The following is a 23,431-nucleotide window of genomic DNA, read 5'->3' as shown; positions in this document are numbered from 1 at the left end:
TACGCCGTCGCGCCGTTTGGTTGCCTGGCCCAGAACCCCGATGATCCAGTGAGGGTGCGCGCATGAGTTTGCCCACTACCGAAGTCCACTCCGGACCGCAGCCGCTAACGCTGCCCGTCACGGCCGCCCCCACCAGGCACCTGGTGGTCAAGAAATTCGGCGGTTCCTCAGTAGCGGATGCTGCGGGGATAAAGCGGGTGGCCAGGCGGATCGTCGACGCCCAGAACGCCGGTGACGAAGTCGTTGTGGTTGTCTCGGCCATGGGCGACACCACCGATGAACTGCTGGACTTGGCCGCACAGGTCACCGATGCGGCGCCGGCCCGGGAAATGGACATGCTGCTCTCAGCCGGTGAACGCATCTCGATGGCCCTGCTCGCCATGGCCATCAACAAGTTCGGCGCTTCGGCACAGTCCTTCACCGGCTCCCAGGCCGGCATGATCACCGACGGCATCCACGGCAAAGCCCGGATCATCGACGTCGACCCGCACCGCATCCGCACCGCCCTGGACAAGGGACACATTGCGATCGTCGCAGGCTTCCAGGGCATGAGCCGCACCACCAACGAGGTCACAACGCTGGGCCGCGGCGGTTCGGACACCACAGCGGTGGCGCTGGCCGCCGCCCTCGATGCCGACGTGTGCGAGATCTTCACCGACGTCGACGGGATCTACACCGCAGATCCCAGAGTTGTACCGTCCGCGCGCAAGATCGACCGGATCTCCAGCGAGGAGATGCTCGAACTGGCGGCGTCCGGCGCCAAGATCCTGCACTTGCGCTGCGTCGAGTATGCGCGCCGTTTCGGTATGCCGCTGCATGTAAGATCCTCCTTTAGCCAGAACGAAGGCACCTGGGTCCTACCCGGCGCCGACGACAAGATCCCAACCCAAGAAGGAGTTGCCTTGGAGCAGCCAATCATCTCCGGTGTTGCCCACGACCGTTCCGAAGCCAAGGTCACGGTCGTCGGGGTTCCTGATATTCCCGGCAAGGCCGCGGCGATCTTCCAGGTCATCGCCGATGCGCACTCGAACATTGACATGATTGTCCAGAACGTATCCACGCACGGCACCGGCCGGACCGATATTTCCTTCACCCTGCCGATCGTCGAGGGCGCCGACGCCCTGGCCGCCCTGCACGCCGCGCAGGACCGGATCGGCTTCGAAAGCATCGAATACAACGAAAAGATCGGAAAGCTGTCGCTGATCGGCGCCGGCATGCGGTCCCATCCCGGTGTCTCTGCGCGGTTCTTCGCGGCGCTTTCGGAGGCCAGCATCAACATCAACATGATCTCCACCTCGGAGATCAGGATTTCCGTCGTCACGCACGCTGATCTGCTCGACGACGCCGTTCGCGCCATTCACAAGGCTTTTGACCTGGACAGCGAGGACGAGGCAACGGTCTACGGCGGTACCGGCCGCTGACCGGAACGGCGGGACTCGGCGGGGATTCACGCCGGACGCGGCTAGCCAGCCGTCATTAAGACAAGACACCATTATTGAAGGCAGGGACCGGCGCCGGCCGCTCCCTGCCCGTTACGCCCGGGACCTTTGCGCCCCTCCGGCGAATGCTCAGGCTTCCTGGTTCCGGAGATCTTCCTTTCGGACAGCGTAGTGATGTCCCTGCGCATCGGTCTCCACTTCGAAACCGGCGAGGTCCACTTCGGAAGCCCGCTCAAAGTCGTCGTGCTTGTGCACGACCGGCGAGGAGGTATCCCCCCTCGAAGCAGTACCGAAAAAGAAACCTATCCAGGACGACGGGTGCAGGTGCTTTCCGAGGGCAGCTTTCCGCAGTGCGAGTGCCACAATTCCCACCCCCTCTCCAGCGTCCGGGCCATGCTGAACGGCCACGGCTGCGTGCGGGGCCAGTGCCCTCATTTTACGCCCGACGGCGGCAAAAGGCGCCGGGCGGCCCGAGACCAGGGCCGGACGCGGCCCCGGAGCCCCGGCCTTGCTGCGGCTCAGCGCAGTGACTTGTCATCGGGGTTGCGCGGCACAACATAGGTGCTTCCGTCCGGCCTCCGGAGGGTCTCCCACTGCTGGGTTTCGGCTTCGCGCGCGGCCAGCAGCTGCCGGTTCTGTTCCGTCATCTCATGGCCGAGGGCGCTGCGGTTGGCGGGGCCGAAGATCATCCGGAGCTTGCCGGTGGCACGCATAAAACGCTGCGAGCCGTTTTCGGCTTTTTCGTTGGCCATCACAATCCACTCCTAGAACGGGACGATGACTCCAGTGTACGCTAATGATTAGTACACGAACTATCTAGGAGGCCAGATGACGGAATCGACCGGGGAAGCCCGGGACGACCTCCTGCTAGAGCACCAGCTCTGCTTCGCTCTTACGGTGGCCTCCCGGAGCGTCGTCGGCGCCTACAAGCCGGTGTTGGACCAGCTCGGCCTGACCCACCCGCAATACCTTGTGATGCTTTGCCTCTGGGAATCCAGCCCCCGCTCCGTACGAGACATCAGCGCTGCCATCGCCCAGGAACCGGCAACGATTTCGCCCCTGCTCCGCCGCCTGGAGTCGGCCGGATTCATCACCCGCCAGCGCGTGCCCGGCAACGAACGGACCCTTGCCGTGGGCCTGACGCCGCGGGGTGCGGCGTTGCGGCAGCAAGCGACAGCCGTGCCCGGCACCATGATGGATCGGCTGGGCATGACCCGTGAACAGGTCAGCCATCTGCACAGCGCCATGATGGGCCTGATTGCTGCCACAAAGACCCCCGTCGAGCTGCCGCCGCGGCGGTAGACTGGGCAAAACACAGGAGGACTGCTGATGCGCAAGCAACTGAGCCAGGCGGCGTTCGTTCTGATGGCAGTGGCCGGACTCGCCGCCTGCTCGCCAGGAACAACACCGACGCCGTCGACCACCGCCACCGCCCCGACGGACGGGACCAGCACTGCCCCGACAGGCACACCCTCGCCCGATGCCGAAACAAAAACGCCGGCACCTGCGCCGTCCGCCGCCTCCGCGACCCCGGGGCCGGGACTGGGCAACGCCGAACTCGCCATCAGCGTCAAACCGTCCGCGTCCGGCACACCCGCAAACTTCACACTGGTCTGCGTGGACGGAGTTCCCTCCGCCGAGAGCCAGCACCCCAACGCTGCCGCAGCCTGCACCGCCCTGAAGAACGACGCAGCGCTCCTGAGCCCGCAGCCCCGGCCAAAAGACCAGGCCTGCACCCAGCAGTACGGCGGCCCGCAGGAGGCCACGGTCACGGGCGTCGTGGACGGACGTCCGGTCGAAACAACGTTCAGTCTGCGCGACGGCTGCGAGATCTCCGCCTGGAACGCCGCCAAGGACGTCCTGGGCTCCACCGGCGGAGCTGTCTAAACTGCAGGGACTTTCCACAGATCACTGGCTGCCCCGCCAAGCTGCCCACCACGCGCGTGTCCGCCGCTACGCGGACCCTTACCTCGCCCGGCGTTCGGCGGGCAAGAAGCACCCGGTAGAGGACTTTCTCTTCACCTACTACACCCAGAAACCCGGGCAGTTGCTGCGCTGGCACCCCGGCGCCGGCGTCGTACTGTCAGGGCCCGCCGCGGCCGAGCGGACCGGCTGGAAGTACTACCGCGCGGCCGACGACGGCGAACTCGCCGCCGCGGGGCTGCCGCCGGGCACCACGGCTGCCACTGTCGACGTCGAAGCCTTCGTCCGGGACCGTCGGGAGGCCCTGGTATTCGCCGGGATTATCCTGGCCGGGACTGCGGCGCGCCCGGCCCAATTCGGCTGCTTTGGGCTGCACGAATGGGCCATGGTCTACCGGCAGGATAAGTTCGAGCTTCGGCACGAATACCTCCAGCTGCGGCTAGGCTCCGAACGAACCGACGAAGTGGTGGAGCAAAACCGGATCCGCTGCTCCCACTTCGACGCCTTCCGTTTTTACACACCGGACGCGGTTCCGCTCAACAGCCTGGCGCCAAGCCGGGAAAACCAGCGGTCCATGGAACAGCCCGGTTGCCTGCACGCCAACATGGACCTCTATAAGTGGGCCTACAAGCTTGCCCCGCTGCTGCCGAGTGAGCTGGTGATGGACTGTTTCGAGCTCTCCTGGCGGATCCGGGCCATGGACATGCAGGCATCCCCCTATGACCTGGACGAGTGGGGCTATCCCGCCATCCTGATCGAAACACCCGAGGGCAAAGCCGCCTATATCGAATACCAGCGGGCTTTTTCGACCGAAGCGCAAGACCTGCGGGAGCGGTTGCTGCGGGAGCTTGCTCCCCTGCTGCGGTCGATACGGTCCGGCCCTGACATCGAACGTACAAAAGGACAGTAATGACCCACAATCACCACGAGATCGATCTCACCGTTCGACTGACCGAGGCACCGGGCGCCCCGGAACACGTTTTTCAGCTGTCGGCAAGCGACGGCGTCCTCGCGGCGGGATGTACCCTGCCGGATGCCACCGCCGCCCTCGCTGCCGTCACACAGCATGGGGAGGACATGTTCTTCCCCCGGCCCGGTCCGCCGAAATTGTGCACCCAGCAGTACGGCGGTCCGCAGCTGGCCGTGGTCACCGGGTGGTTCCTGGGCCGGGAAGTCACCAGCCAGTTCAGCCGCACGGACGGTTGCGAGATCGCCCGCTGGCGGGCCATGGCGCCGCTGCTGGGCGGAGTGGCGGGTTCCACCGGCGCGATCTAGGCTGGCCGCCTGCGTCCGGCAGGACGCAGGAACGGCAACGGCCGGCAGTGCAGGAACGGCAACGGCCGGCGGTGCAAACCGCCGGCCGTTGCCGTTTTGTCAGGACTGGAACTGCGCCTAGACGGCGTTGTTGGGAGCGCTAAGTTCCTCGTTCTGGAACTTAGCCTGCTCCTTCTTCACCTTTTTGCCCTTGTCCTTTTTGTCCTTTTTGTCCTTGCCGTCGTGGCTTCCGTCGCCGCTGTCACCGGGACCGTCATTGCTGTCCTGGTCCTCAGAGGTCGGCGGCACCACCACGGCGCCTGCCGGAGTCACGAGCACACTGACAAACGTCGGCTCGCTGGTGCCGGCGAACGTCACCCGGCCGATGTAGGAACCGACTGCCAGGTTCTTCCATTTCAGCGTCACGACTCCGGACTTGCCGTTGGCAAGACGCAACGGGTTGGGCGTCAACGTCGCGTTGCCGACATTGGAGCCGAGCACAGCTGCATCGACGCTCGCCTTCGTGGCCTGGCCGTTGGGGCTGGCGTAGAGGTTCACGAAAATCCGGTAGGTTCCCGGGGTCGGGTTGGGGATTGAGAGCGACTCGCTCGCAGACGAGGTTGCGACCTGGATCAGCTGGTTGGCGGGATTCACCACATACATATCGAAGTCGGCATTCGGGTCCGCGGAGTAGACCGAGAGCTTGGCCAGCGGGCTGCCGGCCGGCACCTGGACGGCTTTGGCGAAGTTCGAGGCGTTCGTAACCCCAAGGGCCACCGGACCGGGGACCAGTTCAACGGCAGAGGAGTCCGCCTTGGATAGACCGTCCAGGGTCATGTTGATGGCATTGTTGGTGCCCGAGACAACCTTGAGGTCACCGGAGCCGGTGCCGCCCTCGGAGGTGAAGGCAACATCCTTGGAGGTGACGACCGACTGCGGACGGACCGCGATCGGGGAAGCCACGTTCTTGTTGGCGCCCTGCCAGGTCAGCGAGCCCATGGCGAACTTGCCCAGTGCTGCGCTCTGATTCTCGAAGGAGACCTTGAAGTTCTTCTTCTCCCCTGCCGTTCCGAACGTCAGGATGGACGGGGTTACCGTGACCTTGACACCGGGGACGTCGGCCTTGACCCGGTAGGTGCCGGGGGTCAGCGCGGTCAGGGTCCGGGTTACTTCGATCTTGCCGGTCAGGTTGCCCAGCGAGAACGACGGGACGTTCATGTCGCGGGCCTTTGTGCTGCCCAGCCCCGGGATGCCGAGGTCCACTCCGGTGCCCTGGATGAACTTCAGGTAGTCGTCTTCGTTGGCGTCGTACACCAATCCAGGGTCCAGCATGCGGGCCGGATCAACCTGGCCTGCGCCGGTGGCGAGGACATCGGTGTTCTTGCTGCCGTCGGCATTCTTGATGTCACCGGCGGTGGTCATCATCGCGGACTTGACCGTGGCCGGGGACCACTTCGGGTTCTTGCCGAGGACCAGTGCGCCGAAGCCGGCGACGTGCGGAGCCGCCATGGAGGTACCGGACAAAAAGCCAAAGTTGTCCCCGCCGGTGCCTATCGGCGAAACGCCCGCCAGGACTGCAACGCCGGGGGCAGTCACATCAGGCTTCAGCAGGTCGGATTCGGTTGCCAGCAGCGGGCCGCGGGACGAGAAACCGGCGATCTGCGGCTGGGCCTCAGGCGCCAGGCCGGTGGTGTCCTTGTTGACCAGGGAAACCGTTATGGCCGGGTTGGCCGTGACCTTGGCCTTGATGGTCTCGGTGGCCGGCGGGTTGACGTGGACGGTCGGGACGGCGTGCTTGTCCGTGTCCAGCGAGGAGTTGCTCAGGTTGACGAGGATCATGCCGACACCGCCGCCGCGCTGGACTTCCTTGCTCTTGGCGACGCGATCGAAGACGCCGCGGTCACAGACCACTACCTTGCCGGCGACTTTCGCCGGGTCCAGTGTGTCCGGACCGCAAAGTGCTGCGTTGGGGTTTCCGGCCGTGGCGGCCGCGTTGGCAGCCAGCACGACGCCGGCACCCTTGACTTCGCGGTTCATGATGCTGGCGCCGCGGAACTTGCTTCCGTCGGAGAACTCGACGGTGCCCTGCAGTTCCTGCGAGAAGCTGCTGGCAGCGACAGTCGTGACCCACGGTTCACCGTGGTTCACTGTGCTCGCCGTCGGGCCGGAGTTGCCGGCCGATGCTGCCACGAAGATTCCGGCGGAGGCGGCCGACAGGAACGCCATGGAGACCGGATCGGTGGTGGTGGAGGTGGCGCCGGAAATCGAATAGTTCAGGACATCCACACCGTCGTAGATGGCCTGGTCGACTGCGGCGATCGATGAGGAGCTGTAGCAGCCGCCGCTGTTCGGGTCGGTATCCTCCCAGCAGACCTTGTAAACAGAGAGCTTGGCCGCGGGGGCGATGCCGCTGGTCAGACCGAAGCTGCGACCGTCAACGAAAGTCTCGACGTTCGCGTTCCCGGCAGCGGTACTGGCCGTATGCGTGCCGTGGCTGGCGACATCGACCGGGGAGATCTTCTCCAGCGGGGAGCGTTCTTCCGCCGGAACGTACGTCAGGAAGTCATCGGCGAAGTAATGCGCCGCGAGGACTTTGGAGTTGCAGGCGGAGCCGTCAAAGTCTGCGCCGGTACCCTCGCCTTTCTGGCACTCGCCGATGAAGGTATCGCCGTCGGACTTGAGCATTGCAATCTTGCCGTCGTCGGTGCGGTACGGCACGCCAACGACGGGATCGCCAACGAGCGGCATAACCTGGTCGCCGGCGAAAAAGGCGCTGGAGGGGGTGTAGCCGGTGTCGATGACACCCACGACAACACCCTTGCCGGCGGCCGCCTGGCCGCCGAACTTCGTGCTCCAGGTGCCGTTGGGGCCGCTGAGCTTCAGGAAGTCAGTGCTCGAGTAGTCCGGGGCATTTTCGGTATCCGGAGCAACCACCAGCACGCCGGGGTCCTTGGCCAGCTTGATGGCCTGGTCCCCCGTGAGGTTTGCGCTGAAACCGTTGACGGCCGCGGTGAACTGCCGCTTGATCCGGACGTTCTGCTGCCCGGCGACCTCGGCCTGCTTCGCTTCGAGGTGGGCCTCGTAACGCTGGACGTCGGTCTTCCCGGTGTCGAGCTTCTTGCCGGAGTCCGGCTTGGTTGCCGCCAGCCCGGGCGTCCCGCCATCGTAGGTGGCCGCCGGTTTCTCATTGAGGACGACAATGTAGCGTCCGTCCTGGTAGCTGTTCGGATCCAGATTCTTCTGCGCAACTCCGGCGACGGGCGAGCCCATCGCGGGAGCCGCCGTGGCGGGCGCGATTGCGGCTGTTGACAAGAGAACCGGCAAGCCCAGGGTCAGTGCCGCGGCCCTCCGGAGTCCCCCGCTTCGAAGGAAGCTCTTTCCTGGTGATTTCACGTGTAGTTGAACCTTTCATAAGGAACGATACCGGCGGCGTTGCCGGGTCAGGGGACTGCGGCGGCACTACCGGGTCAGGGGACTGGCAGGACTGAAAGAGCTAGGAACCTCACGGCCCTGACGGATACCAGCCGATTCATACAGTACAGACTGAGAGCCGGTTATGACATAGAACACAAACAGGAAATCGAAATTTGTCACACAATTCGACAAGATCCTTGGGCCGGGCCGCCCGGGTGGGCCCCGGAGGCCGAATTGCGGCCCCCGGAAGAAAGGAGCCGGGCGTCTCGCCGGCACGCTACTCCCGCGGCGTCCTCACCAGTTCGCTGATCCCGGCGCGGGTCTTCTCGTCAAGCGGGCCGGCCACATTGCTTTCCCTGGCCTTCCGGTCCCCCATGACCTTCTGCAGGACCATCCTCCCGAGGCCCGCAAAAACGGCAGCAGCAACAACGGGCAACAGCACGGACTTCGTTTTCTCAGCCATAGGCACATGCTACTGACGGGGCACCGGGGTGACCAGAGCACTGCGGCGTCCCGGGCCGGAGGCGAAGGGCGCACCAGCGCCTGCGCCCGCCGCGCTGCCGGTGTTCACACTGCCCGCGCGAATGCGGCCGGACGCACCGCGGCCGGTAGAATAGGGATGCAAGCTCGCGGAGCGCCCTTTTACGCTGTCCTCACCACACAGCAGACCGGCGTGAGACGGCACCACTCCGCTGCGCCCTTACCCAACGCTCACGCACAGGAGTTGCCGGATGCCCCGGATCGTTGTCGACGTTATGCCCAAGCCCGAGATTCTCGACCCCCAGGGGAAGGCCATCGTGGGTGCACTCCCCCGTCTGGGCTTCACCGCGTTTAGCTCTGTCCGCCAGGGCAAGCGCTTTGAACTCACGGTCGATGGCGAGGTGACCGAAGAGATCCTGGCCCAGGCCCGGAACGCCGCGGAGACCCTGCTGTCCAACCCGGTGATCGAAGACGTCGTCAACGTCGAGGTCGTCGAGGCCTGAGATGACTGAACTTCCCCTGATCGGCGAAGCCATTGCCGTCGCCGCAGAGCCCCGGCTCGCCGGCGCGAAAATCGGCGTCGTGACCTTCCCCGGCACCCTTGACGACCGCGATGCCATCCGGGCGGTCCGGCTCGCAGGCGCCACCGCCGTCCCGCTCTGGCACGCCGACACCACCCTGGGGGACGTCGACGCCGTCGTCATTCCCGGTGGTTTCTCCTACGGCGACTACCTCCGCGCCGGCGCCATCTCCCGGTTCGCGCCGCTGATGACCAAAATCATCGACGCCGCGACCTCGGACGGCAGGCTGCCCGTGCTGGGCATCTGCAACGGCTTCCAGATCCTGACCGAATCGCACCTTTTGCCCGGCTCGATGATCAAAAACGACCACTTGAAATTCATGTGCCGCGACCAGGTCCTGCGGGTGGAAAACAACACAACCGCCTGGACCGGCGACTACGCCGCCGGCCAGGAAATTACCGTGCCGCTGAAGAACCAGGACGGCCAGTACATCGCGGACGCCAAGACCCTTGACGCGCTGGAAGCCGAGGGCCGTGTGGTGTTCCGCTACGTCGGCTTCAACCCGAACGGCTCCCGCCGCGACATCGCCGGCATCGCCAACGCCGCGGGAAACATTGTGGGCCTTATGCCGCACCCGGAACACGCCGTGGAAGCAGGATTCGGCCCCGAGAACGGCTCCGGCACCGAGGGCCTTGGCTTCTTCACCTCTGTCCTGAACAAGATCGTGGGAGACAACAAATGACGGACACGTCGCGCCCCAACGCCACCGAGACCAAGAAGTTCAACATCGACACGGTCGAGAACGCGGCCAAGACACCGGACGTCGAGCTGCCGTGGGCCGAGCTGGGCCTGAAGCAGAACGAGTTCGAGGAAGTCGTTAAGGTCCTGGGCCGCCGCCCGACAGGCGCCGAGCTCGCCATGTATTCCGTGATGTGGAGCGAGCACTGCTCCTACAAGTCCTCCAAGAACCACCTGCGCCAGTTCGGCGAAAAGGTGACCGAGGAGATGAAAAAGGACATGCTTGTGGGCATCGGCGAAAATGCCGGCGTCACGAATCTCGGTGACGGCTGGGCGGTGACGTTCAAGATCGAGTCGCACAACTCGCCGTCGTTCGTCGAGCCCTACCAGGGTGCCGCGACCGGCATCGGCGGGATCGTCCGCGACATCATCTCGATGGGTGCCCGGCCCGTGGCCGTAATGGATCCGCTGCGGTTCGGCGCCATCGACCACCCCGATACCGCCCGCGTGATGCACGGCGCCGTCGCCGGCATCGGCGGCTACGGCAACTCCCTGGGACTGCCGAACATCGGCGGCGAAATGGTCTTCGACTCCGTGTACCAGGGCAACCCGCTGGTCAACGCCCTCGCCGTCGGCGTGATGCGGCACGAGGACATCCGCCTCGCCAACGCCTCCGGCAAGGGCAACAAGGTGGTGCTCTTCGGAGCCCGCACCGGCGGTGACGGCATCGGCGGCGCCTCCGTGCTGGCCTCTGAGTCCTTCGACGACACCAAACCCTCCAAGCGTCCGGCCGTCCAGGTCGGGGACCCCTTCGCCGAGAAGGTCCTGATCGAATGCTGCCTCGAACTGTTCAAGGGCTCCCTGGTTGAGGGCATCCAGGACCTCGGCGCCGCCGGCATCTCCTGCGCTACCTCCGAGCTCGCCTCCAACGGCGACGGCGGCATGGAAGTCGAGCTCACCTCCGTCCTGCTGCGCGACCCCACCCTGACGCCGGGCGAGATCCTGATGTCCGAGTCGCAGGAACGCATGATGGCCGTCGTCACCCCGGAAAACGTCGCAGCATTTGAAGCCGTGATGGACAAGTGGGCTGTCGAGTATTCCTGGCTGGGCGAGGTGACCGATACCGGACGCCTCATCATCACGTGGGAAGGTGACGTGATTGTTGACGTCGACCCGCGCACAGTGGCCCACGACGGGCCGGTCTACGACCGGCCGTTTGCCCGCCCCGCCTGGCAGGACGCCGTGCAGGCCGACTCCTTCACCGGGTCCGTGCAGGACGCCGGCCGCCCGTCCGCCCCCGCGGACCTGGCCACCGCCATCACCGAACTCGTTTCCTCGCCGAACATGTGCAGCAAGTCCTGGATTACCAGCCAGTACGACCGCTATGTCGGCGGCAATACCTCGATGTCGTTCCCGGACGACGCCGGCGTGGTCCGGGTGGACGAGGAAACCGGGTTGGGCGTGGCTCTGGCCACCGACGCCAACGGCCGCTACACCTACCTTGATCCCTACCACGGCGCACAGTTGGCGCTGGCCGAGGCGTACCGCAACGTCGCCACCTCCGGCGCCGTGCCGATGGCCGTCAGCGACTGCCTGAACTTCGGCTCGCCCGAGGATCCCGACGTTATGTGGCAGCTTGCCGAAGCCATCCGCGGCCTGTCCGACGCGTGTATGGTCCTGGGCATCCCGGTCACCGGCGGCAACGTTTCGCTCTACAACCAGACCGGCACAGTGCCCATCCACCCCTCCCCCGTGGTGGCCGTGCTGGGCAAGTTCGACGACGTCGACCGGCGCACGCCGTCGGGCTGGCAAGAAGACGGCCAGGCCATCTATTTCCTCGGCACAACCGCTGCGGAGCTGGACGGTTCGGAGTGGTCCAACATGCGCGGACACCTGGGTGGTTTGCCTCCCAAGGTTGACTTGGCCGCCGAGCGTGCGCTGGGCGAGATCCTGATTAACGCTTCCCGCGACGGCATGGTGGATTCCGCGCACGACCTCTCCGAGGGCGGCCTTGCCGCGGCCCTCGTGGAGTCCTCGCTGCGCTACGGCGTGGGTGCCCGGATTGCGCTGCAGGATATCCTGGACCGCGATGGCGTGGACCTGTTCACCGCGCTGTTCTCCGAGACCCAGGGCCGCGCCATCGTGGCGGTGCCCCGCTCCGAGGAAATCAGGTTCAAGGACATGTGCACCGCCCGCGGCTTCGCGCACCTCCGGATCGGCGTCGTGGACGCCGAGGGCGGCACGCTTGAGATCAACGGCGTCGACACCCTGGACCTCGCCTCGCTCCGCGAAGCCCACGAGGCTACCTTGCCGAAGTACTTCGGCTAGTCCGCACCGCAACCCTGACCCCACGGCGCGGGCCTAACCGACCGCGCCGTGGGGCCACTTGCCGCTTGGAGAACCCCCTCGGGATGGGCGCCAAGTCACCCCGCGTGGCTTGGACAGCGCTGACCGCGGCGGTCCACGGCGGAGGCTCGTCCTGCCCGGGACCGCGGGCCTTGGCGGCACCCGCACCGCCGCTGCTGCATCGATCAGTTGAGGTCAGTCATCGCTGCGCAACTCCCGTTGGCGGACGCTGAGCAGCTCCATGTCGGGCCGGGCGGCGACAAAGCGTTCGACGGCGGCAAGAACTTCCATAAGATGGGCCCGGTCCGCTGCGACGAGACCGGCGCCGATTATGGTCCGCCGGTACTGGTCCTGGAGGCCAGCCTCGGTCACGGAGACCTCAAAACGCCGCTTCAGCTCGGCCAGCACGGGCCGCACCACGGACCGCTTTTCCTTCAGGCTGTGGACGTCGCCAAGGAGCAGGTCACATTCAATCCAGCCGATCCACATTGCACTGTCCCTCCTGAGGTTCCGGACGATGGCGAGCTCCACCATCGCCCGAGCGCAGCGGCGTCCCTCATGCGGCGTCCGGTCGAGGCCTTGCTGGGTCGAGGGTCAGTTGATTCAGCACTGTTGCTGCTCTCAGTCCACCCCTGCGGCAAGTTCCCGTGCACTCCGGATGTAGCGGGACGTGATGTGGCCCCGCACCCGCTTCGCCAGCACGTCGCCCGCCGCGTAGAACCAGTTGGACGGCACCCCAAACGCCGTGATCCGGATAGCTACCCGGCCCCCTGCATCGATGGAAATCTCGAACGCCTCCTCGCCCCGGACGGGATGCCCGGGGAGGGTCCCGTAGCCGAACCCGGCGGACTGCGGGCCCTTACCGGGTACCGGGCGGCGGACCCAGACCACCTCGCACGGTGCGTCGATCCGGAACGGCCCGACGCCGAACCCGCTGACCACGCGGGTGCCGGGGGCCACCACATCCGATTCCGCGCGGACACGCAGTCCTGCCCGTTTCTGCAGTTGCCAGTTCAGCGTCCCCTGGACCACGCGCCGGTAGCTGGCCAGGCCCTCGCCCACGTAGGCGTGCGTGACCAGGCATTCGTAGCCCGCAGGCGCCGGCCCATGCTCCGTGGAGCCGATGCCCGGATAGTTCAGCTCTCCGGCCGCGATCCGCGCGCTCATGCCCGGCCTCCTGCCAGCCGCGCCCAGCCCAGCTGTTCCTGCTGGCGGCGGTTCAGCGAAGCCACCACGAGGTCGTAGGAATCTTCAACCATGTCGCGCACCATCGCATCGGGAAGGGAACCATCCAGGCGCACACCATTCCAGTGCTTCTTGTTCAGGTGCCAGGCTCCGGTGATCTCGGGGTGCGCCGCACGCAGCTGCTCTGCCAGGGCCGGCTCGCATTTCAGGCTGACGGAGAAGTCAGTCGCCTGCAGGGCAGAGAGGGCGAATATTTTTGCTTCGTGGCGGACGCCGCCGGACACTGCGGCCCGCACCTTAAAGACAGCGGTCTCCGGGCCGAACGGAAAGTCTTCGAAAGCACCGGTCAAGCCAAGGCAGATTCCACGAAGTCCCGCTGCGTCCATGAACTCAGCCTACTTGCCTCCGCCGACTTTCTTGGGTCCCCGCCGGGAGTACCTCAAACGACGCCGAGAAAGTCCTCCAGCAGCACCACTTCAAGGCCGGCGGCCAGCTGGGCGGCCCGGAAAGCAGCCAGATCGGCGGCGAACTCGGGGCGGAAATGCATCAGCACAATATCCCCCGGACGCAGGGTATTGCCGTACTGGTAGTCCATCCGGCCGGCGTTGGCTTTAGCCTCCCAGGTGACGATCGCCTTAATCCCTGCCGCCGCGGCTGCCTGCCGCATGCTGATCGAGTAGGCGCCACCGGGCGGGCGGAACAGCGCGGGACGCCGTCCGAACACCCGCTGGGCATAATCCTGCATACCGGTGATTTCTGCGAGCTGCTGTTGGTACCCCATCTGAGTGACCATGTTGATGTTGTGGCTCAGTGTGTGGTTCTCCACCAGGCTCCCCTGGGCGGCGAAGGGTTCGAAGAAACCGGGGTTGTCCTGAACGAAGTTCCGGGTCAGGAACATCGACGCCGGATAATCGTACGCGGCCATCAGCCGGATCATTTCGGGAGATTTCGCCACCCCGTCGTCAATGGTGAGGAAAACCACCGGCTGCTTCGTCTCGATCTTGGTCAGCACCGGCGCCAGCCCGTTCTGAACCGGAGGCAGCGTGAAATCCCGGATAACCGGTGCGCGCGGACGTCGGGTGGGTCCGTCGTCGGGCAAGAGCGGGAGGCGCAGACGCCCGGGCCGGGCGGACACGGCAGGGGCGGACACGGCAGGGGCTGCGGGGCCGGGTGCTTGCGGCGGCGCAGTGGACGGGCCAGCCGGATCCGCGCAGGCCACCAAGGCCGTCGCCAGCGAGGCGCCCAGGAACCCAAGCGCCGTCCGGCGCCCAAGGGGCCGCCGGGGCTCTGTTACGTGGTGCTCACACAAGTCTGGTCCCAGCGCTAGGCGAAGTAGGTCCGGCGCAGAATAGCAGGTCGAAGTGACCGGCAGCCTGCGGCCGTTACTCAGTGACCGAACCGCGGCGCTTCCTGCGCCGGGCAGGCGTTCATCACCACGTCCAGCCCTGCGGCTTTGGCACGGGCGGCGGCGGCCTCGTCGATCACGCCCAGCTGCAGCCAGACGGCCCTCGCGCCGGCGGCGATCGCTTCGTCCACTACGGCTCCGACCCGCTGCGAATTCACGAAGCAGTCCACAACGTCAAGGGCTTGGCCGGACGCCGGGATGTCGGCCAGCCTGGCGTAGCCGGGCTCGCCGTGGACGGCATCCCCGGGCAGGTTTACCGGGACGATCTCCATCCCGAGACTGTCACGGATAAACAGGGACGTCTGGTATGCCGCCCGCCATTGATTCGTCGACAGTCCGACGATGGCCCAGCGCCCCTTCTCGCGCAGGAGCCGTTCGATGACTGCGGGGTCGTTCACATGGGTCATCTACCCAGCCTAGGCCCGCGCGCGGCCATCCCGCGCGGGGTCACGGCACCCCGGCACGGCGTTTCGAATAATCTACGGAAACACCTGCCCGCGCCGTCAGGTTTCCGAATATTACGTTGTCGATTTGGGCAAAACCGGCAATTCCGTTTTAGTAGAAGGTGACCATCCCGAGCGGCCGAGAGACCTGGATCGATGAAGCCGCAGCAACCCTGGTCGCCGGAGCTCTTCCCTTGGCTCCGGCGATAACGAGGTAAGAGCCGCGGGAACGGCCGGACTGACCATCCGGCCGAGCGGCTCTTTCCGTAGGGTGCTACTGCCAGGACCGATGGAGTGCCCCATGACTACTGCCCTGTCCGCCCCCGCGCCGGCGTCGTCCTACGACGCCGCCCGAGCCGCCCCCCGCACCCCGGCGCTGCCGGTTGCCTTCCGATCGCTGCGCCGCACCTTCGGGGCCGGGGCCGCGGCGCACACCGTCCTGCGCGACGTCGACTTCGAAATCCGGGCCGGCGAAGTCCTCGCGATCCTTGGCACCTCCGGATGCGGAAAGTCCACGCTGCTCCGGGCCGCCGCAGGGCTCGACTCCCCCACCGCCGGCAGTGTTGAGATCGACGGCACACCGGTCCAGGGCATCGACTCCCGCTGCGCTTTCGCCTTTCAGGAACCGCGCCTCCTGCCGTGGCACACCCTGCAAGCCAACATCGCGATCGGCCTGCCCGCAGGCATCAGCGCCAGGGACGGAAAGGCTAAGGTGGCCCGGCTGCTTGACCTCGTGGGCCTCACGGAGTTCGCCAAGCACCGGCCCCGCGAAATATCCGGCGGCATGGCCCAGCGCGCCTCCCTGGCCCGCGCCCTTGCCCGCAACCCCGGTGTCCTGCTGCTGGATGAACCGTTCGGCGCACTCGACGCGCTCACCCGGATCAAGATGCAGGACCTGCTGCTGGAGATCCACCGAGTCGAGCCCACCACTGTGCTGCTTGTGACCCATGACGTCGACGAGGCCCTCCAGCTTGCCGACCGCATCATCGTCCTGGGCAAAGAAAGCGGGCCCGGTACCGGATCCGCCGCGGCCGGGACCGGCGCGACGATCGTTCGCACCGCTGTGGTGCCCGGCGCGCGGCCCCGCGGCCGCGGTTCCGTGGAACTGGCCAGCCTGCGGACCTCGCTCTTTCAGTCCCTCGGCGTCGGCGGCCATTAGCAGCCCGCCGGCGCCTCGAACGCCAGCCGGAATGCCGCTGCCCGGCCCGCGCCACCTCCTGTTACACCGCGAGTTTTCGCTCCGGTCCACGTTGCTTCACTTCCGCATTTTTCACTTCCCAGAGGATCGCCATGTCATTCGCCCGCACAACCACCCGCCGTTCAGTAGTGGCGGCCCTTGCCGCCTCCGCCGCCCTTGCTCTTACTGGCTGCGTTGCGGGCGAAGGATCCTCCGTGGCCCCCGCCGCCGCATTCTCGGGCGGCACGCTGAATATCGACTTCGCCACCTACAACCCGCTGAGCCTGGTCATCAAAAAGAAGGGCTGGCTCGAGGCCGCACTCAAGGACCAGGGTGTCACAGTGAACTGGGTCCAGTCCGCGGGCTCCAATAAGGCGAACGAGGCGCTGCGGTCCGGCGCGATCGACGTCGGTTCCACGGCCGGATCTGCCGCGCTGCTGGCCCGTGCCAACGGTTCCCCGATCAAGACGATCGACATCTACTCGCAGCCCGAATGGTCCGCGCTCGTCACGGGGCCCTCCTCCGGGATCGCCACGGTGGCCGACCTCAGGGGCAAGTCCGTGGCCGCGACCAAGGGTACCGACCCGTACTTCTTCCTCCTGCAGTCCCTCGCCGAAGCCGGACTTTCGGCCAAGGACGTCACCGTGCAGAACCTACAGCACGCGGACGGACGCACGGCACTGGAGAACGGGGCCGTGGATGCCTGGGCCGGCCTCGATCCGATTATGGCCGGCGCCGAGAAGAACGGTGCAAAGCTGTTCTACCGAAACGTGTCCTTCAACAGCTACGGCTTCCTGAACGCGAACGAGTCGTTCCTGGCCGCTAAGCCGAAGCAGGCGCAGGCCGTCGTCAATGCCTACGAGAAGGCCCGTGCCTGGGCCGCCGCGAATCCGGACGAGACCGCGCAGATCCTCGCCGACGTCGCGGGCCTCGACGTCGGCATCGCCAAAACCGTGATCCTGGAGCGCAGCAACCTCGCCGTCGACCCCGCGCCGGGTGAGGCCCAGCGCAAGGTCCTGGCCAAGATCGGCCCCACTTTCGTTGAGACCGGGGATGTCACCGGCCAGGACAAAATCGACACGGCATTGTCGACTCTTCTTGATGACTCGCTGGTGAAGAAGGCGGATGCATCCGCGATCAGGGATTCCTGATGACAAACCACCGGAATCCGCCTGGCACCGGCACGAGCGTTGCCGACGGGGGCACTGCAGCCGTCCCCGCACGTCCGGCAGACGCTGCCCGGCCGGCCTCCCCTGGTTCGCGCGCTGGCGGCTCCCCGGCGAACGGATGGTTCCCCGCCGGGATCCTGGCCAGCCGTTGGACGCGTCTGTTCCTTGGATTGGTCCTTCCCGCGGCGGTTCTGGCCGCCTGGCAGGTCTCCACGGCTGCCGGGGTCTTCAGCGTTGTCCAGCTCCCGCCGCCGGAGATGGTGCTGGAGGCAGGCCTTGACCTGCTCCAGCGCGGGCAACTCGGCCAGCACATCGCGATCTCCACCCAGCGCGTGCTGATCGGCTTTGCTGCCGGCGCGGCCCTTGGCCTGGTGTTCGGGTCACTGGTAGGACTGTCCAAAGTCGCCGACTCCCTACTGGCTCCGACCATCGGGGCCCTCCGCGCCGTCCCCTCCCTCGCGTGGGTACCGCTGCTTATCCTCTGGATGAAAATCGGCGAGGATTCCAAGATCACCCTGATCCTGATCGGCGCCTTTTTCCCCGTCTTTACGACCGTCTCCCTGGCGCTGCGGCACGTGGACCGCAACCTGGTGGAAGCCGCGCGCGCCTTCGGCCTCAACGGGGTAAAGCTGCTGACCACCGTCCAGCTTCCGGCAGTGGTTCCCGCAGTGTTCTCCGGACTCCGGCTCGCGCTGGCCCAGGCCTGGCTGTTCCTGGTGGCCGCCGAACTCATCGCGTCCTCGATGGGGCTTGGCTTCCTGCTCACGGATTCGCAGAACAACGGCCGCACGGACCGGCTCCTACTCGCAATCGTGCTGCTGGCCGTGATCGGCAAGATCACGGACGCCCTGCTGGGCCTGGCCGAGAAATGGGCGGTGAACCGGTGGGCATAAGCACCGAAACGGCACCGGCGGGTTTCCCGGTCACCGAACAAGAGCGCCTCTCCTTCTGGGAGGCAGCTGCCCTCCGGCTCGACTGGGAGGAGGTGCCGGGGCAGGCCAGGCCCTGGCACACCACCCACCGCTGGATCCCGGCAGACGGGGCTGCCGGCACCGGTCCGGGAATCACCTGGTTTGAGGGCGGCAGGCTCAACGTCGCGTCCAACTGCGTCGACCGCCATGTAGCGGCGGGACGCGGGGACAAGGTGGCGTTGCACTTCGAGGGCGAACGCGGGGACCGGCGCACCATCAGCTACGCCGAACTGCAGCGGGAGGTCTGCCGGGCTGCCAACGCCCTGCTTGCGCTGGGAATCGGCAAGGGCGACCGCGTGGTCATCTATCTCCCGGTCATCCCCGAAACCATCATCATCACCTTGGCCGTGGCACGCATCGGCGCCGTCCACTCGCTGGTTTTTGGCGGTTTCTCCGCCGAAGCGCTCAGATTCCGGGTAGCGGACACCGGTGCGAAGCTGCTGGTCACCACCGACGGCCAGTTCCGCCGCGGCGAGGCAGTACCGGTCAAGGGCAATGCGGACGCCGCCGTGGCCGGCAACAATGCTATCGAGCATGTCCTGGTAGTCAACCGAACCACCCCGCCGGAGCTTCTGGCGACCGTCCCGATGACCGAGGGCCGCGATGTGTGGTGGCATAACGCCGTCGGGCGGGCCTCCGAGGTCCACGAAGCCGAAGTGTTCGACGCCGAAACGCCGTTGTTTATTATGTACACCTCCGGGACCACGGGAAAGCCCAAGGGCCTGGTGCACACCTCCGGCGGCTACCTGACACAGGCGTCCTGGAGCTTCGAGCATCTCTTTAGCAATCCGGACCCCGCACTCCGTGACCGGGACGTTCACTGGTGCACGGCAGACCTGGCATGGGTCACCGCCCACACCTATGAGCTTTACGGTCCGCTCTCCAACGGAGTCACCCAGGTAATTTTCGAGGGCACCCCCAACACTCCGCATCCGGGCCGGCACTTGGAAATCATTGAGCGCTACGGCGTGACGCAGTACTACACCGCTCCCACCCTGGTCCGTTCGCTGATGGGCTGGTTCCCCGACGGCGTCCCGGCCAGCTACGACCTGTCCTCCATCCGCCTGCTCGGCACCGTCGGTGAGGCCGTCAACCCCGAAGCATGGCGTTGGTTCCGGCAGAACATCGGTGCCGGAACCGCCCCGGTCGTTGACACCTGGTGGCAGTCCGAAACCGGCGCCACCATTCTCTCCCCGGCCCCGACCGACGCCGGCTTTAAGCCCGGCTGTGCCGCCCGGCCCCTGCCCGGCGTCAGCACCCGGATCGTGGACGACGCCGGCGACACTGTCCCGCCCGGCGTCCAGGGCTTTATTGTGGTGGACGCTCCGGGCCCCGCCATCGCCCGGACCGTCTGGGGGAACCCGCAGCGCTACTACGATTCGTACTGGCGCCAGTACGCCGCGCAGGGGTGGTTCCTCGCGGGGGACGGTGCCAAATACGACGACGACGGCGACATCTGGATCCTCGGACGGGTGGACGACACCCTCAACGTCTCAGGACACCTGCTCTCCACGATCGAGATCGAATCAGCCCTCGTCGCACACCCGGACGTCGTGGAGGCCGGGGTCTGCCCCGTCGCGGATCCGAAGACCGGCCACGCCATCGTCGCGTTCGTCGTTCTGCGCGAAGCAGCGGCTGCCGGGTACATCGCGTCCGAATTGAAGGCGCACGTCGCGAAGGCGATCGGGCCTATCGCCAAGCCCCGCGATGTCGTCGTCGTCCCGGATGTGCCGAAGACCCGCAGCGGCAAGATCATGCGACGGCTACTGACCCAGCTGTTCGAGGGCAGCGCGCTCGGCGACACCACGTCGCTCCAGAACGAACCATCCATCGTGGACATCCAGGATGTCCTGCGAACCCGAAATACCCCAGAAGTAAGGAACACCCATGACTGACATCAGCAATGTGGCCCGTCTCTCCGAACCGCTCAAGTTCGCCTACTGGGTTCCGAATGTCTCCGGCGGCCTCGTCGTTTCCACTATCGAACAGCGCACCGGCTGGGACTTCGAGTACAACAAGAAGCTGGCCCGGATCGCGGAGAATTCCGGCTTCGAATACGCCCTGACCCAGACGCGCTATGCCGCCTCCTACGGCGCGGACAAACAGCACGAGGCCACCTCCTTCAGCCTGGCGCTGCTGGCGGCCACCGAGCGGCTCAAGGTCATCTCCGCCGTCCACCCGGGCATGTGGCACCCCGGCGTTCTCGCCAAATTCATCATCACCGCGGACCATATCTCCGACGGCCGGGCCGCCGTGAACATCGTTTCAGGCTGGCTTAAGGCGGAGTTCGAGAACTTCGGCCTGGACTGGCTCGAACACGACGAACGCTACGTCCGCACCGAGGAGTTCATCCGCGTCCTCCGCGGGCTCTGGACCGAGCAGGAGTACAGCCAGTCCGGAAAGTATTACAACATCACCGGCTTCACCCTGAATCCGGCCCCGGTGGACGTGCCCGGCCGGGCACACCCGGAGATCTTCTTCGGCGGAAACTCCACTGCTGCGCAGGCCACGGCAGGCCGGGTCGCCGACTGGTACTTCTCCAACGGCAAGGACCTGGAAGGCTTCAAGGAGAACATCGCCGGCGTCGTGGCTTCCGCGGCAGAAGGCGGACGCGGGACCGCGCCCAAGACCGGCGCCACCGAGCCCGCGCTCGCCGCCCCGCGCTTTGGCCTGAACGGATTCGTGATCGCCCGTGATTCCGAACGGGAAGCCCGCGACACCCTCCGCGAGATCGTCGAGAAGGCGCACAAACCCGCCGTCGAAGGTTTCCGCGACGCTGTCCAGGAGGCCGGCGCGTCCACAAAGGACGGCAAAGGCATGTGGGCCGACTCAAGCTTCGAGGACCTGGTCCAATACAACGACGGCTTCAAAACCCAGCTGATCGGCACACCGGAGCAGATCGCCGAGCGGATCGTGGAGTACAAAAAGATCGGCGTGAACCTGTTCCTCACCGGCTACCTGCACTTCCAGGAGGAAGTCGCCGCCTTCGGCCAGGACATCCTGCCGATCGTCCGTGAACTCGAGGCAGACCTCGCCCGCAGGAACGGCAGCGAACTGGATCTCTCCGGCACACCGGCGGTCTCGGCCACCCCCACCCCCGGGCTGGTGAACGCGTAATGTCTGACCGCAAATTTGGTTTCCGCACCCGCGCCCTGCATGCCGGGGGCACCCCCGATGCCGAGCACGGCGCCCGCGCCGTGCCGATCTACCAGACGACGTCCTTCGTCTTCAAAGACACCCAGGACGCCGCCAGCCTCTTCGCACTGCAGAAGTACGGCAACATCTACTCCCGGATCGGCAACCCAACCGTCGCCGCGTTCGAAGAGCGCATCGCCTCCCTCGAGGGCGGTATCGGCGCTGTGGCCACGTCATCGGGTATGGCCGCGGAATTCATCACCTTCGCCGCGCTCACCCAGGCCGGGGACCACATTGTCGCCGCCGCCCAGCTCTACGGCGGCACGGTGACCCAGCTTGACGTCACCATGCGCCGCTTCGGGGTCGACACCACTTTCGTCCCGGGGACCAACCCGGCCGACTACGCCGCGGCCATCCGGGAGAACACCAAGGCGATCTTCGTCGAGGTGGTCGCCAACCCGTCCTCGGAGATCCAGGACCTTGAAGGGCTGGCAAAGGTCGCGCACGACGCCGGAATCCCGCTCGTCGTCGACGCCACCTTGAGCACTCCGTACCTCGTGCGGCCAATCGAGCACGGGGCTGACATCGTGATCCATTCCGCCACGAAGTTCCTTGGCGGGCACGGCACCACCCTCGGCGGTGTCGTTGTGGAAAGCGGCCGCTTCAATTGGGGCAACGGCAAGTTCCCCATGATGACCGAGCCCGTCGCGTCCTACGGCAACGTCTCCTGGTGGGGGAACTTCGGCGAATACGGGTTCCTCACCAAACTGCGCTGCGAGCACCTCCGCGACATCGGCCCGGCGCTGTCTCCGATGTCGGCCTTCCAGCTGCTGCAGGGGGTGGAAACGCTCCCCCAGCGCCTCGACGAGCATCTGAAGAACGCCCAGGCCGTGGCGGAATGGCTCGAGGCGGACGAACGGGTGGCCTACGTGAACTTCTCCGGCCTGCCCTCGCACCCGCACTTCGAACGGGCCAGGAAATACTTGCCGCTGGGGCCCGGCTCGGTGTTTTCCTTCGGCGTCAAGGGCGGCCGGGCCGCGGGGCAGAAGTTCATCGAGTCCCTGCAGCTGGCCTCGCACCTGGCCAACGTAGGAGACTCCCGGACCCTGGTCATCCACCCGGGCTCCACCACCCACCAGCAGCTCAGCCCGGAACAGCTCGAATCCGCCGGAGTCCCGGAGGACCTGGTCCGGATCTCGATCGGCCTCGAGGACCTTGAGGACATCCTGTGGGACCTCGACCAGGCCTTGGATGCGGCCTCGGAAGAGTCCGCCTCCGAAGCGCGCACGATCGGAGCGCTGCTGTGAGCCGGGAAGAGAAACGTACCTGGACCGGGCCGTCCGCACCGGAACGGTTCAACCTGCTGCGCAGCGCCAGGTCCATCGCGATTGTGGGTGCCTCGGACAAGCCGTCCCGGGCAAGCTATTTTGTGGCCACCTACCTGCAGTCCTCCACCCCGTACAGGCTGTACTTCGTGAACCCGGTGGTGAAGGAGATCCTGGGCCAGCCGACGTATAGCTCACTCGCAGACCTGCCGGAGAGCCCGGACATCGTGGACGTCTTCCGCAAGCACGATGACCTGCCTGGAGTCCTGGAGGAGGCCGTCGCGGCCGGAGCCGGAACGCTCTGGCTGCAGCTTGGGTCCTGGCACGAGGAAGTCGCGAAGGAAGCCGAAGCCGCCGGGCTCGACGTCGTGATGGACCGCTGCGTGAAGATTGAGCATGCCCGGTTCCACGGCGGCCTGCATTTGGCCGGCTTCGACACTGGGGTCATTTCCGCCAAGCGGCAGGTCCTGGCCTAGCGCTTCCGGCGCGTTCGAATGCCGAACTCG

The 23,431-nt window shown here is 66.1% G+C and carries 24 protein-coding genes; 15 read left to right on the top strand and 9 right to left on the bottom strand.

The window, feature by feature from the left end; genetic code table 11:
- Positions 1 to 62: 62 nt before the first annotated feature.
- Positions 63 to 1,421 (top strand): aspartate kinase, encoded by a 1,359-nt coding sequence (locus QK287_RS06220; protein ID WP_253031338.1) that lies wholly within the window; start codon positions 63 to 65, stop codon positions 1,419 to 1,421.
- Between the two features lie 147 nt (positions 1,422 to 1,568).
- Here the strand turns inward: QK287_RS06220 and QK287_RS06215 are convergent, their stop codons facing one another.
- Both QK287_RS06215 and QK287_RS06210 read right to left on the bottom strand, forming a co-directional pair.
- A complete protein-coding gene (locus QK287_RS06215; RefSeq protein ID WP_226773930.1) occupies positions 1,569 to 1,763 on the bottom strand; it encodes a hypothetical protein in 195 nt (64 codons plus the stop codon).
- Between the two features lie 194 nt (positions 1,764 to 1,957).
- A complete protein-coding gene (locus QK287_RS06210) occupies positions 1,958 to 2,191 on the bottom strand; it encodes a hypothetical protein (protein ID WP_226773929.1) in 234 nt (77 codons plus the stop codon).
- Positions 2,192 to 2,267: 76 nt separating this feature from the next.
- Between QK287_RS06210 and QK287_RS06205 the strand changes: the two genes are divergently transcribed.
- Genes QK287_RS06205 through QK287_RS06190 form a run of 4 tightly spaced genes read left to right on the top strand, consistent with a single transcriptional unit; the run spans position 2,268 to position 4,637 of the window.
- A complete protein-coding gene (locus QK287_RS06205; RefSeq protein WP_226773922.1) occupies positions 2,268 to 2,741 on the top strand; it encodes a MarR family transcriptional regulator in 474 nt (157 codons plus the stop codon).
- Between the two features lie 27 nt (positions 2,742 to 2,768).
- Positions 2,769 to 3,326 (top strand): SSI family serine proteinase inhibitor, encoded by a 558-nt coding sequence (locus QK287_RS06200; protein ID WP_226773921.1) that lies wholly within the window; start codon positions 2,769 to 2,771, stop codon positions 3,324 to 3,326.
- On the top strand, positions 3,319 to 4,272 hold the full coding sequence (locus tag QK287_RS06195; protein WP_282359596.1) for a 3-methyladenine DNA glycosylase: 954 nt from the start codon (positions 3,319 to 3,321) through the stop codon (positions 4,270 to 4,272). The genes QK287_RS06200 and QK287_RS06195 overlap by 8 nt, the downstream gene beginning before the upstream one ends.
- Positions 4,272 to 4,637 (top strand): serine protease inhibitor, encoded by a 366-nt coding sequence (locus QK287_RS06190; RefSeq protein ID WP_226773920.1) that lies wholly within the window; start codon positions 4,272 to 4,274, stop codon positions 4,635 to 4,637. Before QK287_RS06195 ends, QK287_RS06190 begins: the two co-directional genes overlap by 1 nt.
- Before the next feature lie 117 nt (positions 4,638 to 4,754).
- Here QK287_RS06190 and QK287_RS06185 read toward each other — a convergent pair whose 3' ends face one another.
- A complete protein-coding gene (locus QK287_RS06185) occupies positions 4,755 to 7,952 on the bottom strand; it encodes a S8 family serine peptidase (protein ID WP_226773927.1) in 3,198 nt (1,065 codons plus the stop codon).
- A gap of 355 nt (positions 7,953 to 8,307) precedes the next feature.
- Complete coding sequence (locus QK287_RS06180; protein ID WP_226773919.1) at positions 8,308 to 8,493, bottom strand: hypothetical protein; 186 nt, start codon at positions 8,491 to 8,493, stop codon at positions 8,308 to 8,310.
- 268 nt (positions 8,494 to 8,761) lie between these two features.
- Here QK287_RS06180 and purS point away from each other — a divergent pair, with 268 nt between their 5' ends.
- Genes purS through purL form a run of 3 tightly spaced genes read left to right on the top strand, consistent with a single transcriptional unit; the run spans position 8,762 to position 12,097 of the window.
- Positions 8,762 to 9,013 (top strand): phosphoribosylformylglycinamidine synthase subunit PurS, encoded by a 252-nt coding sequence (gene purS / locus QK287_RS06175; protein WP_011690410.1) that lies wholly within the window; start codon positions 8,762 to 8,764, stop codon positions 9,011 to 9,013.
- A gap of 1 nt (position 9,014) precedes the next feature.
- Positions 9,015 to 9,773 (top strand): phosphoribosylformylglycinamidine synthase subunit PurQ, encoded by a 759-nt coding sequence (gene purQ / locus QK287_RS06170; protein ID WP_226773918.1) that lies wholly within the window; start codon positions 9,015 to 9,017, stop codon positions 9,771 to 9,773.
- Positions 9,770 to 12,097, top strand: a complete 2,328-nt coding sequence (gene purL, locus QK287_RS06165; RefSeq protein ID WP_226773917.1) for a phosphoribosylformylglycinamidine synthase subunit PurL — start codon at positions 9,770 to 9,772, stop codon at positions 12,095 to 12,097. The genes purQ and purL overlap by 4 nt, the downstream gene beginning before the upstream one ends.
- 213 nt (positions 12,098 to 12,310) lie before the next feature.
- On the opposite strand, the gene QK287_RS06160 is transcribed toward purL, so the two are convergent.
- The 5 genes from QK287_RS06160 to QK287_RS06140 all read right to left on the bottom strand — a co-directional run bounded on the left by QK287_RS06160 (position 12,311) and on the right by QK287_RS06140 (position 15,112).
- Positions 12,311 to 12,604, bottom strand: a complete 294-nt coding sequence (locus QK287_RS06160; RefSeq protein WP_226773926.1) for a DUF503 domain-containing protein — start codon at positions 12,602 to 12,604, stop codon at positions 12,311 to 12,313.
- A gap of 132 nt (positions 12,605 to 12,736) precedes the next feature.
- Positions 12,737 to 13,282 carry a DUF1990 domain-containing protein gene (locus tag QK287_RS06155; RefSeq protein ID WP_226773916.1) on the bottom strand — a complete coding sequence of 182 codons (546 nt, stop codon included), beginning with the start codon at positions 13,280 to 13,282 and terminating at the stop codon, positions 12,737 to 12,739.
- Positions 13,279 to 13,686, bottom strand: coding sequence for an MmcQ/YjbR family DNA-binding protein (locus QK287_RS06150; protein WP_226773915.1), 408 nt, complete (start codon positions 13,684 to 13,686; stop codon positions 13,279 to 13,281). Before QK287_RS06150 ends, QK287_RS06155 begins: the two co-directional genes overlap by 4 nt.
- 53 nt (positions 13,687 to 13,739) lie before the next feature.
- Positions 13,740 to 14,450, bottom strand: coding sequence for a polysaccharide deacetylase family protein (locus QK287_RS06145; protein ID WP_226773914.1), 711 nt, complete (start codon positions 14,448 to 14,450; stop codon positions 13,740 to 13,742).
- Positions 14,451 to 14,686: 236 nt separating this feature from the next.
- The gene (locus tag QK287_RS06140; protein ID WP_226773913.1) at positions 14,687 to 15,112 is read right to left on the bottom strand and encodes a CoA-binding protein; all 426 of its coding nucleotides are present in this window, start codon (positions 15,110 to 15,112) and stop codon (positions 14,687 to 14,689) included.
- Positions 15,113 to 15,449: 337 nt separating this feature from the next.
- Here QK287_RS06140 and QK287_RS06135 point away from each other — a divergent pair, with 337 nt between their 5' ends.
- From QK287_RS06135 to QK287_RS06105, 7 genes are all read left to right on the top strand, one after another.
- Positions 15,450 to 16,307, top strand: a complete 858-nt coding sequence (locus QK287_RS06135; RefSeq protein ID WP_226773912.1) for an ABC transporter ATP-binding protein — start codon at positions 15,450 to 15,452, stop codon at positions 16,305 to 16,307.
- 131 nt (positions 16,308 to 16,438) lie between these two features.
- Entirely contained in the window at positions 16,439 to 17,476 is a 1,038-nt protein-coding gene (locus tag QK287_RS06130; RefSeq protein WP_226773911.1) for an aliphatic sulfonate ABC transporter substrate-binding protein, read from the top strand.
- Entirely contained in the window at positions 17,476 to 18,387 is a 912-nt protein-coding gene (locus QK287_RS06125) for an ABC transporter permease (protein WP_226773910.1), read from the top strand. The genes QK287_RS06130 and QK287_RS06125 overlap by 1 nt, the downstream gene beginning before the upstream one ends.
- The gene (gene acs, locus QK287_RS06120; RefSeq protein WP_226773909.1) at positions 18,363 to 20,360 is read left to right on the top strand and encodes an acetate--CoA ligase; all 1,998 of its coding nucleotides are present in this window, start codon (positions 18,363 to 18,365) and stop codon (positions 20,358 to 20,360) included. The genes QK287_RS06125 and acs overlap by 25 nt, the downstream gene beginning before the upstream one ends.
- Positions 20,353 to 21,582, top strand: a complete 1,230-nt coding sequence (gene sfnG / locus QK287_RS06115; protein WP_282359565.1) for a dimethylsulfone monooxygenase SfnG — start codon at positions 20,353 to 20,355, stop codon at positions 21,580 to 21,582. The genes acs and sfnG overlap by 8 nt, the downstream gene beginning before the upstream one ends.
- Complete coding sequence (locus QK287_RS06110; protein WP_226773907.1) at positions 21,582 to 22,907, top strand: O-acetylhomoserine aminocarboxypropyltransferase/cysteine synthase family protein; 1,326 nt, start codon at positions 21,582 to 21,584, stop codon at positions 22,905 to 22,907. Before sfnG ends, QK287_RS06110 begins: the two co-directional genes overlap by 1 nt.
- On the top strand, positions 22,904 to 23,401 hold the full coding sequence (locus QK287_RS06105) for a CoA-binding protein (RefSeq protein ID WP_282359564.1): 498 nt from the start codon (positions 22,904 to 22,906) through the stop codon (positions 23,399 to 23,401). The genes QK287_RS06110 and QK287_RS06105 overlap by 4 nt, the downstream gene beginning before the upstream one ends.
- Positions 23,402 to 23,431 lie beyond the last annotated feature (30 nt).

Source organism: Arthrobacter sp. AL05 (assembly GCF_029960715.1).
GTDB lineage: Bacteria > Actinomycetota > Actinomycetes > Actinomycetales > Micrococcaceae > Arthrobacter.
The sequence above is the reverse complement of the archived record's forward strand: the minus strand, read 5'-3'. Positions and strand labels throughout refer to the sequence as shown.